The sequence below is a fragment of the Schaedlerella arabinosiphila genome, assembly GCF_003885045.1.
GTDB lineage: Bacteria > Bacillota > Clostridia > Lachnospirales > Lachnospiraceae > Schaedlerella > Schaedlerella arabinosiphila.
This window is the reverse complement of the sequence record NZ_RHJS01000002.1, coordinates 5292531-5306451: the sequence shown is the minus strand read 5'-3', so window position 1 is coordinate 5306451 and position 13921 is coordinate 5292531. Positions and strand designations below refer to the sequence as shown.

Here is a 13921-nt window from a genome sequence, read left to right as displayed (position 1 = left end):
ATCAAGAAAGGAGCAGCAACACTATGAAATTAAACTTACAGGGCATTGCCGACAGACAGAAATGGGAAGAAAAAGGGTATCATCTCCCGCAGTACGATGTAAAAAAGATGGCCGAAGCAACGAAGGCCAATCCGTTCTGGATTCATTTCGGTGCAGGAAACCTGTTCCGCGCATTCCATGCAAATGTGGTACAGGGTATGCTGGACCGCGGTGAGCTGGACCGTGGACTGATTGTCGCCGAAGGCTTTGATCCTGAGATCATTGAAAAAATGTATGTCCCCCACGACAACCTGGGAATTGCCGTGACCTTAAAATCGGACGGCACCATTGCAAAAACAGTGGTAGGAAGTGTGGCGGAGGCAATTCCCCTGGACACATCCCGGGAGACTTCCTACCGCAGGCTCAAAGAAATTTTCCAAAAAAATTCCCTGCAGATGGCCACATTTACCATTACAGAAAAAGGCTACAGCCTGACAGACGGAAAAGGGGAACCCCTGCCGGATGCCGCCGCAGACTTTGCTGCCGGACCAGAGAAGCCTGCCAGCTACATGGGAAAGGTGGCTTCACTGCTCTATGCAAGATTTCAGGCCGGCAGGCTGCCGATCGCCATGGTAAGCACGGACAACTGTTCACATAACGGAGACAAACTGTACGCGGCGGTTGCGGCATTTGCAGAGAAGTGGGAAAAAAACGGTAAGGCCGAGGCGGGATTCGCAGCATACATCCGCTCCGGACAGGTATCCTTTACCTGGAGCATGATCGACAAAATCACGCCCCGGCCAGACGCTTCCGTAGAAGAGCTTTTGAGAAAGGACGGGGTGGAGGATCTTGACCCGGCCGTCACCTCCAAAAACACCTATGTTGCCCCCTTTGTAAACGCAGAAGAAACCGAGTACCTGGTCATTGAGGATGCATTTCCCAACGGTCGGCCTGAACTGGAAAAGGGCGGGCTGATGTTCACGAACCGGGAAACGGTAGACAAAGTGGAGCGGATGAAGGTCTGCACCTGCCTGAATCCGCTGCATACCTGCCTGGCCATCTTTGGATGCCTTCTGGGATATCGGAAGATTTCCGATGAAATGAATGATCCTGAGCTGAAAAAACTGGTGGAGGCTGTCGGATACACCGAAGGGCTTCCGGTGGTCACAGATCCGGGCATCCTGAATCCGAAGGAATTTATCGACAGGGTGCTCAAGATCCGCATCCCGAATCCGTTTATGCCGGATACCCCCCAGCGGATCGCCACGGATACGTCCCAGAAGCTGGCCATCCGTTTTGGTGAAACCGTCAAAGCTTATGCGGCATCCGAGACGCTGGACGTGGCTTCGCTGAAGCTGATTCCCCTTGTATTTGCAGGATGGCTGCGGTACCTGATGGCCGTGGACGATGAGGGAAATTCTTTCCAGCTCAACCCAGACCCGTTTCTTGAGACGGTGTGCCCGTATGTGGCAGGCTGGAGTCTGGAAGCGCCCGGAACCTCGGCAGAGGCAGAGGCCGTACTGCGGCCGGTTCTGGAGAATCAGAAGATCTTCGGCGCAGACCTGTACGGGCTTGGGCTGGCGGAGAAGGTCTGCGGATATTTTCAGGAACTGTCGGCAGGAAAAGGGGCCGTGCGCAGGACGCTGCGGAAATACGCAGGGTAATCTCCCGTCCCCCCCCGGCCTTCGCCGGAGATTGTGGCTTTAGTCCCGTCTTCCGGCGGGATCTCTTTTTACACGAGTGAAAAATATAAGAATGGAACCAATTTGAAGAAGTATACGCTTTATGGATCAGAGATTTCCAGACGTACAGACGTTCCCGCAGGCAGATACTTCCGCCTGCGGGAAAAACAACCGCGAACCGCACACATCCGGCGGCTTTTTTCCGCTGCCGCTCAAATGATCAGATGAGAATATATTTCAAAACAAACAGAACTGCAAGCACATACATGAGCAGGCTGATTTTCTTTTCCTTCGCCCGTCCTGTCAGCAGGTTGATCACTACATAGGAGATTACTCCCATTGCGATTCCTTCGGAAATGCTGTACATGAACGGCATTGCGATCATACTGATATAGCACGGAAGCGCTTCGGTATAATCCTGAAAATCTATTTTCGTGATGGATGTGATCATCAAAAATCCAACCACGATCAATGCCGGAGCCGTAGCAAAGGAAGGAATTGCCAGGAAGATCGGCGACAGGAACAGCGCCAGTCCGAACAGAGCGGCCGATACTACAGCCGTAAGACCCGTTCTTCCGCCTTCTGCCACGCCGGACGCGCTCTCAACAAAGGTCGTTGTCGTAGAAGTCCCGAATACTGCACCCAGGGAGGTTCCTACCGCGTCCGCCATCAGCGCGCCTTTGATCTTAGGAAGCTTTCCTTCCTGATCCAGCATGTCCGCCTTGGAAGCCACACCGATCAATGTTCCCAGCGTATCAAACATATCTACGAATAAAAACGCGAACATGATGGTGAGGAAATTCAGAGACAGCACCCCGCTGAAATCCATTTTGAAAAACGTCGGCGCCATGCTCGGAATCCCGAAGCCTGAGCTGAAATCCGGCAGCACGCTGAACATTCCCAGTTCCGGGTTCGGACGGTACAGGCCCACCAGCTCGCATACGATTCCCAAAATCCATGTGCCCAGGATTCCCCACAGGATATTGCCCTTTACATTTTTCACAACAAGCACCGCTGTCAGCAGAATCCCGATCAGAGCCAGCAAAACCGTGATGCCCTCTGCCAAAAATGTCCCGTTCTCAATGGATGCGCTGAAAGAGTACACAGATACCAGGGTCGCGCTGTCCACTACGATCTTGGCATTCTGCAGTCCGATAAACGCAATAAACAGGCCGATGCCCACAGATACCGCATGCTTTAAGTTCATGGGGATGGCGTTGAAAATAGCTTCCCGCACGTTGGTCAGCGACAGCACGATAAAAATAATTCCTTCTACAAATACAGCCGCCAGAGCCATCTGCCACGTATACCCCATCTGCAGAACCACCGTATACGCAAAATACGCATTCAATCCCATGCCGGGCGCCAGTACAAACGGGTAGTTGGCAAAAGCCGCCATCAAAAGAGTCGCCACAAGGGACGCCAGGGCGGTGGCGGTAAATACAGCCCCCGCATCCATCCCGGACGCGCTCAGAATATTCGGATTAACCGCCAGAATATAAGCCATCGTCATAAACGTGGTGACACCCGCGATCACCTCCGTCTTCACATCCGTGTTATGCTCCGACAAATGAAAGACCTTTTCCAAAAATCCCTGATTCACATTTTTTTCCATAGTTCATACCTCCTGTTATGTAACCAATTTGCGCAGCAAATTGATTGCCTTCTTGTCCGCTATCTGCGAAGCAGATTTTTAATGCGGGCAATTCCCGTATCATTATCAAGTCAAAATTTCCACCGCAAAGCTGTCGTATTTCAGAAGTTCCCTCACCCCCCGATAAAATTTTCATGCATCACCGTATTCCGCAAAAACAAAAAACTACCGCCGTCCTCCCAAAGTTTCATATCTGTCCGACCTGGTTTACCTGCAACCCGACATGCATACCCAAATCCGTTCCCGATATGAAAACTTATAGTTAACTATTACGGTAGTTAGTAGAAACGTCCGACCAATCTCGGACATATATAAGTTTCCAAAATACTTATGCATTAAAATTTTATTCTTTTTATTTTTTGTTAATAATATCTTACCACAATATACAATTTTATGTCAATCTAATTTTAAATTTTGTCGAAAATGCACACAACACTTACTGTTCACTCCTGGACCGTGCACTACACTGCACGGTCACAGGCAGTACAGTACTGGGGCTGGAATCCGGCCTCTTGCCGTAAGGCAACTTTAAATAGGCCGGATTCGTTGCTGTGAGCACCCGGAAAGGGTGTGAGCAGTAACCAACAATGTGTGATAAAACATTCTGTTGATTTTCATTATAATTTCCGTGGCTCTGTACACCCCATGCTATTTCTGTGCTTTCCCGGAAATGATCTGATATAGTTCTTCCACTGTTTTTTCAGGGTTCTTAGAAATGACTTCATAGAGGGAACGTATTTCATCTGTATCCGTCTCCAGATCGTCGGCGATACGTACAAGCGATTTATTTCTGGCGCATTTTTTCCGAATCAGGGAAATTCGTTCGGTCAGCTTTTCTTTTACGGCTTTTTCTGTAGCTTCCTCTACGGCAGCATCTACAGCAACAGCCACAGCTTCCTCTACGGCAACCTCTACAGCCTCCTCTACGGCAGCCTCCACAGCTTTGTCCACTTCTTCCTTCAGCTTCCGATCAAATTTCTCCTGTACGATTTCCATAAAAATATCGCTCATACCATTTACCTCCTGAAATAATTTCTGATTAGCACGCATGATCGTCTCAATCATCGACCGATGCAGGCTGCTTTCTTTATGATCCATATAGTTCTCGATCAGCTTCTCAGCTGCCGCAGTCTCATTCAGCTTATTGGTAAGACTTTTCAGCCAGAGATTTTCCTCTGCGGATAATTTTTTCGTGATCAGGATCTGGATGGGAATCAAATCTCCGTACACATAATAAATTCCCTTTTCTTTTTCTTCGACCCGATATTTTTTAACATTCTTCAAATGCTCGATCAGCTTCCGGGGATATTTTTCCGCCACGAAAGTGATGGTCAGCTCGTCCGCGGGAATGCTGTTTACATACCGGGCATCTGCTTTATAAAAGCAGGTGTATCCGTAGACCTTGTAAAAATCATCCACATTGAGAGAATCATCAGGACTTTTATATTCGATGATATTATGCTTTTTGAAGATCCTTCCGATATTTTTCTTCACGGGCCTGTCCGTCTCTTTTTTGATGATCAGCACATCAATCTCCATCGGTTTTGTCCCCAATTGGTGCTCATTTTCAAACACCAGGTTGTCCGCGTCCTCTTCCAGTTCAATCTGGATTCCGGCAAAAAACGCGGGATGCCAATACGTCGCATCGGTTTCTTTTTTCTTCAGCTCCATAGAAAACCTCCTTATTCTGTTTTTGTCAGGAGATTTTCGCTTCTGTTTCAGAAAACCTCCTGCTCATCTGGATAAAAGCACGAATTTTCTGAAAGGACAGGGGATGAAATCCCTTGCATGATATGTCTGAGATAAAAAGAACTTTTAGAAAATATGCTTTTTTCTATTCTATCATAATTTTCCGTAGAAACCAAGATAAAATAAAATGATCTTCTGGATCATCGTTACTGGTGGTGGTTACAGGTTACAGATCACCTGACCAGATGTACCTGTAACTCAGGCCGCCCCCTGACCGGGAGCGGCCTGCAGCTATCCCTAAAAGAGGGTGGAATCATCCACCCTCTATCTTAGAACTTCCTACAACCTCTTACAATCTTTTCAACAATGCTTCTCTTTCTTCTTCATATCCTGGTTTTCCGAGCAGTGCGAACATGTTCCGCTTGTAGCTCTCCACGCCCGGCTGGTTGAACGGATTCACGCCGAGTAAGTATCCGCTCACGCCGCAGGCGAACTCAAAGAAGTAGAACAACTGTCCCAGATAAAATGCGCTCTGCTCCGGAATCTTCACCATGAGGTTCGGAACATTGCCGTCTGTGTGGGCAAGAATGGTTCCGTTCATGGCGCTCTTATTTATAAAATCAACGGTCTTTCCTTTCAGATAATTGAGGCCGTCCAGATCAACCGGTTCCTCGTTCATCACGATCTCCGCCCTGGATTTTTCCACATTTAATACGGTCTCAAACAGGATTCTGTTGCCGTCCTGAATAAACTGTCCCATGGAGTGCAGGTCTGTTGTCAGGTCAACAGATGCCGGGAAGATTCCCTTCTGGTCCTTGCCCTCGCTCTCTCCATAGAGCTGCTTCCACCACTCTGATACATAATGCAGGCTTGGCTCATAGTTCGCCAGAACTTCTACTGTTTTTCCTTTACGAAGGAGGATGTTGCGGACTGCCGCGTACTGCATTGCATCATTTTCTGCGAAATCATTTTCCAAAGCGGCCTTTCTTCCTGCTGCCGCGCCTTCCATCAGCTCGTTGATGTCCACACCGCTGACTGCGATGGGGAGCAGGCCGACTGCCGTCAGTACGGAAAAACGTCCGCCGACGTCGTCCGGCACGACAAAGGACTCATACCCCTCTTCTGTTGCAAGATTCTTCAAAGCTCCTCTTGCTTTATCGGTGGTCGCGTAAATTCTCTTTGACGCTTCTTCTTTTCCATATTTCTTTTCAAGGATCTCTTTAAATACACGGAAGGCAATCGCCGGCTCTGTCGTTGTTCCCGACTTGGATATCATATTGATTGAGAAATCTCTGTCTCCCACAACTTCGATCAGGTCGCTGATGTATGTGCTGCTGATGCTGTTTCCTACGAAATAGATCTCCGGAGATTTTCTGACGTCTTTGGAAACCACATTTGCAAAGGAATGTCCTAAAAACTCGATTGCGGCCCTCGCCCCAAGATAGGAGCCGCCGATCCCGATCACCAGAAGTACTTCGGAATCCTCACGGATCTTGTCTGCCGCCTTCTGAATGCGGGCAAACTCTTCCTTATCATAGTCCACCGGAAGATCGACCCATCCTACAAAGTCATTCCCCGCGCCGCTCTTGGATACAAGCTTGTCCTTCGCCTGTGCCGCCAGCTCGCTCATATACTGCATCTCATGTTCCTGAATAAAACCTGTTGCCTTTGAATAATCAAATGTTACTTTGTTAGCCATCGTTACCCTTCCTTTCTGCTTCCGTACTCTGCGGTATTACTGCCTGTCCTCTGAAAATCTCCGGGCGGCCGCTGTTCTGCCGGCCGGATGTCCTGCAGCAAAGTGCAGGATGCCGCAAACAGTAATCCTTTGGTACCACGCTATACATATTTTACCAAATATAGCATTGTTATTCAAGATAAAAGCTTTCGTTTATGCCAGAAATTCCTCCAGGATCTGGCGGATTGCTTCTTCCTTCAGAGTCGAATCCTCCCGCTCCAGAAGTTCCGGGTTTCCTTTCATGGTGCGGCGGATCACCTGCCTTGCCGCGTCCCCTTTCTTCCGGTTTTTGCGCCTTACCCTGTCATATTCTCTCATATCGTCCTCGTCCCCCTCTCCATAAGAGGCGTCCGCTTCCAGGTAATCCGCGGCCTGGCGGAGCTTGTCCGGGATGCTCTCCCCTTCAGCCCGGACCATATCCGGATGGCCTGCGGGACGGGACGATTCATCCGGCAAGGGCGGCCCTTCCAGAACTTCCTCGTATTCGGAAGTGTCCTCGATCATCCTCTGCACCACATCCTGGAATCTGCCGGGAATCCGTTTCATCTGGGTTGTGCCTGGGGCCCCGGAAGCGCTCACCCCCCTTCCGGCAGCCGATCCATATGCCGGGGACGCATTGCCCCCTTTCGCCGCGGCTCCCCCATAGCCGGAAACAGACTGGCTTTTTGCCGCACTGCCTTCATATTCAGAAGCAGGCTCCGTCCTCATTGCGGTTACATTTCCATATGCAGGCGGGGTTTCCGAATCTGATCCGATCTCCTCCTCGTATATACCCGCTACCCTGGCAAGCTCCTCCGCGCTTTCGTACAGCGGTTCCGTATCTCCTGATACCCCCGCCCTGGCTCTGCGCGGCTCACCTTCGATACTGATGGACAAGCCCGGCGCCTCCTGGGCTTCTCTGGACTCTGCCCCCTGCTTTGCGTGAGAATCGCTCCGCCCCAACGCCGCCCGGCTTCCACCTGCCGTTTTTTTTCCCTTCACAAATCCGTTTCCAGCGGCAGTTTCCTTCCCGCCGCCTGCGCCGTTTCCCTCCTCACGTCCATTTGCACGGAGCGCCTGGGAGGTTTCCGGCTGAATAATATTGATCTGGTCTTTCTCCGACTGGCGGGCTTTGCGGCGGCGCATGGCGCATACATTTTCCAGATAATCCACCATGTAATTTTTTGCCGCTTCAATCTTGTACTGCTCGTCCGAGAGCTGGCTGACAACAAACAAAAGAACCATTTCCGCCGCCCCGAGACTGATATAACGATACACCTGCTCGCAAAATCCATTTTCCATATACCAGACAATTCCCCCAAAGGCCGCCAGAATCCCGGAAAACCAGATGGACTGCAGCTCAAGCTGTCTCCATGTATGGATTCTGAGCAAAAAACCTCTGTATTCATATATGTATTTTTCTACAAATGCTTCCGCATTTTCTACCCGGTCGTGCAGCATCAGTGCATGCTCGTATTTCGCCCGCACCAGCTTTATCAGTTTGTGTGTACTTTTGGGCATATTGCCCGCCGCCCTGACCAGACGGCGAAGAGTGATCTGGTTGACTGCCTTTGCCAGCACCCCGATGGCCCCTATCGCTATCATCATATAGTAAACGATATTGGTGCCCGTCACTACTTCATTAAACATAACGAAGCCCTCCTCTATTCATTTATATAGTACACATCCGTACACCGGGTGTCTTTTTCCTCAGTCAGCACCGCAGCTGCTGAAAATGGCTGACCATAGAAGCGGCCGCATCCGCAGGCAGGCCCACCGCCCGCCCCGGGAAACGCTCCTTTTCGTCTGCCGGTATGTACCGTCTGGGAAATATGCATCCATCGCATGCCGGTTTGTGTTTGAACCTATTATAGCTCTACTTTTGCCGGCTTGCCTTAAAAAACGTTCTACATAATTCTACATTCGGAGGGCGCGGCGGAAAAATCTATTTTCATTCTCAAATTAAGAAAAACGCCCGTAAATCAGGCGTTTTCTAATCAACTTGAATGTTTCGAAGGCGGATTCTCAACCTGAGAAAGCAGGGCATTCTCAACTTCATGTTCCTCCCGGATGCTGTCGGATTGTGTCGAACGATTATTTTAAAATCAGCATAGATTTGCAAAATAAATGCGGCCTCGCTCCACCGTCTGCCATGCAGGCTTACGCCTGAAACCCTTTCCAACTGGATGACTGGATGCGCCAGGGAGTCCTCAGACTACCGCTTCAATAATCGTCCGCTTTCCAAATTTCATTTTACGTACTCCTACGTTTTTCTTTTGATTAAAATTAAAGCTAAGCATATACCCTGTCGTAAGATGATAGTCGTCCAGATATTGAAGCAGCTGTTCCTCTCCCCGCTTATTATACTCCTCCCCGTGCCAGATCTTTAATTCACAGACAAACTGCTCTCCGCGGAAATCAACGATCACATCCGTCCTGCGCATATTCCGCGTCCGCGACTCTATATAATAATTGCCTGCACCATTGATGATAGGTTTCCAGTAAAGCAAAAAGAAGCGACGCCCGTTTTCTTCCAGGAAACGCTCCTCTGCATCTCCATAAATATCTGTAAATGTCTCTGTAAATCTGACCAACACCTGTTCCATATCCAGCCGGCCATCTCGAATAAACAGATTTCTGTCCTTGTCCCTGGCCGCAGACTTATACATGACGCTGTCCAGCAATTCCTCTGAAATAAAAAGATTATACAACTGCATCTCAAAGATCCGGTTCGAGATTACAATGTTGTCATTCTCTTCTTTCATAAAGCCAAACATGACGCCCAGATTGAACACATGATTATAAACGCTAAAGGAAATCTTTTCCCCTTTGAATAAAATCGCATAAACCGCCTGTCTTAATTCCGGAAAATCATTCAGCTTTTTCACCATATCATCAAACAAGGTATTTGATTCTGCCAGCAGTTTTTTTACGGCTTTTGCCGCTCCGTCCGCCGTCCAGACAGCCGTCAAATCCGGAAATCCTTCTTTCCCTAAAATCTGTTCATCCAGAATCTGGCAAAGCCTGGATACCAGAAACGGATACCCGGAGGTATAATCGTATATGAACTCAGAAATTTTCATGATGTCCATTCGGGTATGATGATCCTGCTCATAGTCTCTGAGCATCCCGGCAATATCCTCTCTGGAAAAACTCATATCCACCTGAAATTCAGCCGCGATATTCCACGGACTGTTATACTGATGCTCCTCCATAGGACGAACCTTTAATTTTAAATTTTTTATATCGTATACTCCGGCCAGTATTACAGAATGAAACGTGGGCTCCGTTTTTCTTGTCAGAAACTTCCTGCGGAGCATTCCCAGAAAAGAAAGGAATATTTTCTGATTTCCTGCCTGATCCACTTCATCAATCATGATGACAACCAGTTTATCTGACTGGCCGCACAGCTCCGATATAAAATCGGATAAGTCCTCCAGATCAGCGGAATCATCCGACTGCATCCGGCGCAGCTCTTCTTTTAAAAGACCAGAAATTCCGTCCGTCATGCGTTCATTATACCGCAGAAAACGGTATAAAAGGCGGCAGAAACGCTGGCAGAAGGATGACGCAGTTTCATAGACGGCATCCTCCATTCCTTCAAAGCTGATTGAAAAGACAATGTATTCACTTGAAAGCTGCCCGGCCAGCCGGCTGAGAGTCGTTGTTTTTCCATATTGACGCGCCCTGTTGATCGCAAAATATTCTCCCCGGTCAACCATCTGCCTGATCTCTTCCAGACGTCCGTCTATATTGACCATATAGTGCTCCTCCGGGAAGCACAGGCCGGTGGTGTTAAAATGCTTACACATATTTTTACATTCCTTCCGCAATTGGTATTTCTGGTTTTATTTGATCCTCTGGATCACGGCCGCATGGCCATAATGGGGTACCCGTGGGTATATAACTTCTATTATAACAATGAAACAGCACCATTTCCACTAAATCTTCAAGCCGCACTTTTGGCAAATGTTACTTTATTGGCCGGACGTCGTGCAGCAGAGTGCACGACGCCGTGTGAACAGTAACCACTTTTCCAGCCTACTTCATCATGTCCACAATCAACTTCATAGTTTCCATAGAAACCCTTCCTCTCAGAGAATACTCGATTCCATCCGCCGCAAAAACCGCATTTTTTTCCAGCACCGCGTCCCCCGTGTCTCCATTTTCCAGTGTACGCTCCACAAGATTGACTTTGTAGCCCTGGGCAGAGGTATAGCTTTCCGCAAGCCGGTACATTCCCAGGTATTCCCAATCCCAGCCCTGACGCAGTTGCTCTTCGCTGAGGACCAGCCTTACAGTCAATGAAATCGGGGACAGGAACACACTTCCGCTCTCATAGGAATATCTGTTTTCCTCTTCCAGAAACTGATATCTGCCGGTGTCCCCCAAAATATAATTTTCCACCGTAATGACCGCAAAATCTTTTCCGTCCGTCATAATATGCCCCAGCATGCAGGGATTATTTTCAGACAATTCCGTATCCAGCAGATGGATTCCCAGTTCTTCCTGAATCTCTCCGTAATCGTGAAAGTCCTTATGAAACATACCATATTCATCCTGAGTCCACAAGTGTCCGCCCTGCCGGGCAGAAACCTCCTGTTCCGCAGGGACACGCAGTTCGGGATTCCCTGTGGGGAAATGAATCTGTACGACCCGCATAGAATCCAATGCAGGCAGTACCTCTCCATTGACCGAATGCGTAATCAGCATACGATACCCGGCCGCGGCTCCGGTTCCTCCCAAAATCACCGCTGCTGCCAAAACCGCAGCCCATTTCAGCCGCCCCTTCCTTCGCCGGGGAACCGCCCTCTCTCTGATCCGATTTTTCATTTCCTCGCTTAATACCATCCGCTCCAGTTCCCTGTCAATCATATCCTTCATATTAATATCCATATCCTGCCTCCTCTAAAACTGTTTTCAGTCTGTCCCGCGCCCTCTTTAAGCGCTGTAATACGGCATTTTCCGTTTTACCGATTGCCTCTGCGATTTCCCGCACAGATAAATCCTGGTAATAATACAGCACAATAATCTGTCGGTCATTTGCATTCAGTTTCATGACAGCCCGTGAAATGCTGTTTTTTTCCAAAAATGCTTCGATTGGATCGTCATGTGCTTTTTCCCGCTCTCCGCCCAGGTCATTTCCGGCAATCTGAAACCAACGGCTTCTCATGATATTTTTACAGCAGTTGATCGCAATGCGGATCAGCCACGTTTTTTCGCTTGATCTATGTTCAAACGCGTCATAGGATTTCATGGCTTTGATAAATGTCTCCTGAACGGCATCCTCCGCGAGCTGGTAGTCTTTCAGGTACAAAAAGCACATGCGCAGTATGGCGTCGCCATATTCCTTCATCATTCTCTCTAAATTTTGATCTGCCGGCATTTTTTCTCCCCTTTTATTTCTTAGACACGCTGGAAATGTTCTACATTACACTCAGATCGTTTTTTTATAAAAATAATTTCGTCTGTGCGGTAACCCTATCCATTTGCAAAATCCTGCCTGCAATGAATATGCTTGCTTCCATTGCGGCAGAATGATATACTTTTTGATAGACAAAAGCACGGAGGTGTTGGAAGCATGGGAATGTATCTAAATCCTGGAAACAGTGGATTTGAAGAGATAAGAAACAGCCGGTATGTGGATAAGTCCGGCATGATCAGCCTGGTCAACCGCGTGATCGGGACAAAACAAAAGCTCATCTGTATCAGCAGGCCCCGGAGATTTGGAAAATCTTTTGCCGCTCAAATGCTGTGCGCCTATTATGATAAAACCTGTGACTCCAGAGCGTTATTCCATGACCTCATGATTGCAGAAGATCCAAAGATGAATGCCAGTTATGAGCAGCATTTAAACAAATATGACGTAATCTATCTGGATATGACGTATATAAAGCCATTTACCGATGGCTTTCGAAATACGGTTTCCTATCTCAGTGAAAAAATCATGGAAGAATTGGCCGAGGCTTACCCTGCTCTGAAAACAAGCAATGAACTTCCTTCCACCATGCTCCGTACCGTGGAACTTACCGGGCATAAGTTTATCATGATCATTGACGAATGGGATGCCCCTATCCGTGAGACACCGGAAATCCGGAACGAATATCTGGAATTTCTGCGCACCTTGTTCAAGGGCAGCGGCTCCACATCCAGAATTTTCGCGGCCGCTTATATGACAGGTATCCTTCCAATCAAAAAAGACGGATCACAGTCGGCAATCTCAGATTTTCAGGAGTATTCCATGGTTTTCCCCGGAGAGTTTGCAAGATATGTGGGATTTACAGAAAGCGAAATCGGCCAGCTCTGCCAGGAATACGATTGTAATTTTTCCGAAATGAAACATTGGTATGACGGATATACGCTGAATGGAGCCGGTTCCGTCTACAATCCCAATTCGGTAATGAAAGCCGTGTATAACCGCCGGTTTCATTCCTACTGGACTGAGACCTCTGCCGCCGAGAGCCTGATGGGATACATTGGTCTGAATTTTGACGGCCTGTCCAAGACCATCGCCCGGCTTCTGGGCGGCGTTGAAGTCGGCGTAGATACCAATGGTTTCTCCAATGATCTGATCACTTTCCGTAACCGGGATGACGTCCTGACGCTGCTGATCCATCTGGGCTATCTTTCTTATAATGAAGAAACCCAGACAGCACGCATCCCGAATGAAGAAATCCGGCTGGAATTTTTCAGGGCTGTCCGGGAGGTCAGGCACGATGAAACGATCCGCCGTGTCCGGGAGAGTACCCAACTGATCTATGATACGATCCATGGAAATTCCGAAGCCGTTGCCGCACAGATAGAGAAAATCCATGCAGAAGAAACGGCTCCCCTTTTTTATAACAATGAACAGTCGCTCCGCAGTGTCATTAAGCTGGCATATTTCAGCTACAAAGATTATTATTTAAAATTTGAGGAATTGCCGTCCGGGGACGGATATGCTGATATTGTATACTTTCCAAAGAAAACGGCTTTTGTGCCCGCCCTGGTGATCGAATTGAAATGGAACCAGTCTGCAGAAGGCGCCGTCAGCCAGATCAAAAAGAAACGGTATCCTGACGCGCTCCTGGGATACGGCGGCGATATGATACTGGTCGGTATCGCTTATGGTAAAGCCGAAAACGGCAGTGGACGGACACACACCTGTAAGATCGAAAGAGTCCGACTCGAGTGAGCGGCCGCCTCTAATAGCGGTCATTT

The 13921-nt window shown here is 48.4% G+C and carries 10 protein-coding genes and 1 riboswitch; of the genes, 2 read left to right on the top strand and 8 right to left on the bottom strand.

Features of this window, described 5'->3' with window-relative positions:
* The first annotated feature begins 23 nt into the window (after positions 1 to 23).
* Entirely contained in the window at positions 24 to 1643 is a 1620-nt protein-coding gene (locus EBB54_RS25060) for a mannitol dehydrogenase family protein (protein ID WP_125129449.1), read from the top strand.
* Between the two features lie 238 nt (positions 1644 to 1881).
* Here the strand turns inward: EBB54_RS25060 and EBB54_RS25055 are convergent, their stop codons facing one another.
* The 8 genes from EBB54_RS25055 to EBB54_RS25020 form a co-directional block, all read right to left on the bottom strand.
* Complete coding sequence (locus EBB54_RS25055) at positions 1882 to 3276, bottom strand: NCS2 family permease (protein ID WP_125129448.1); 1395 nt, start codon at positions 3274 to 3276, stop codon at positions 1882 to 1884.
* The gene (locus EBB54_RS25050; protein WP_125129447.1) at positions 3218 to 3451 is read right to left on the bottom strand and encodes a hypothetical protein; all 234 of its coding nucleotides are present in this window, start codon (positions 3449 to 3451) and stop codon (positions 3218 to 3220) included. Before EBB54_RS25050 ends, EBB54_RS25055 begins: the two co-directional genes overlap by 59 nt.
* A gap of 103 nt (positions 3452 to 3554) precedes the next feature.
* A riboswitch (purine riboswitch) is annotated at positions 3555 to 3650 on the bottom strand.
* 313 nt (positions 3651 to 3963) lie between these two features.
* Positions 3964 to 4986, bottom strand: a complete 1023-nt coding sequence (locus tag EBB54_RS25045) for a hypothetical protein (protein WP_125129446.1) — start codon at positions 4984 to 4986, stop codon at positions 3964 to 3966.
* Between the two features lie 367 nt (positions 4987 to 5353).
* A complete protein-coding gene (locus tag EBB54_RS25040) occupies positions 5354 to 6703 on the bottom strand; it encodes a glucose-6-phosphate isomerase (protein ID WP_004081673.1) in 1350 nt (449 codons plus the stop codon).
* A 192-nt stretch (positions 6704 to 6895) separates the two neighbouring features.
* Positions 6896 to 8371 carry a hypothetical protein gene (locus EBB54_RS25035; protein WP_125129445.1) on the bottom strand — a complete coding sequence of 492 codons (1476 nt, stop codon included), beginning with the start codon at positions 8369 to 8371 and terminating at the stop codon, positions 6896 to 6898.
* 560 nt (positions 8372 to 8931) lie between these two features.
* Positions 8932 to 10533 carry an AAA-like domain-containing protein gene (locus tag EBB54_RS25030; RefSeq protein WP_125129444.1) on the bottom strand — a complete coding sequence of 534 codons (1602 nt, stop codon included), beginning with the start codon at positions 10531 to 10533 and terminating at the stop codon, positions 8932 to 8934.
* A 229-nt stretch (positions 10534 to 10762) separates the two neighbouring features.
* Positions 10763 to 11617 (bottom strand): hypothetical protein, encoded by an 855-nt coding sequence (locus tag EBB54_RS25025; protein WP_125129443.1) that lies wholly within the window; start codon positions 11615 to 11617, stop codon positions 10763 to 10765.
* Positions 11607 to 12080: a sigma-70 family RNA polymerase sigma factor gene (locus EBB54_RS25020; protein WP_243127806.1), complete on the bottom strand. Its 474-nt coding sequence runs from the start codon at positions 12078 to 12080 to the stop codon at positions 11607 to 11609. Before EBB54_RS25020 ends, EBB54_RS25025 begins: the two co-directional genes overlap by 11 nt.
* A gap of 222 nt (positions 12081 to 12302) precedes the next feature.
* Here EBB54_RS25020 and EBB54_RS25015 point away from each other — a divergent pair, with 222 nt between their 5' ends.
* Entirely contained in the window at positions 12303 to 13895 is a 1593-nt protein-coding gene (locus EBB54_RS25015; protein WP_125129441.1) for an AAA family ATPase, read from the top strand.
* Positions 13896 to 13921: the final 26 nt, after the last annotated feature.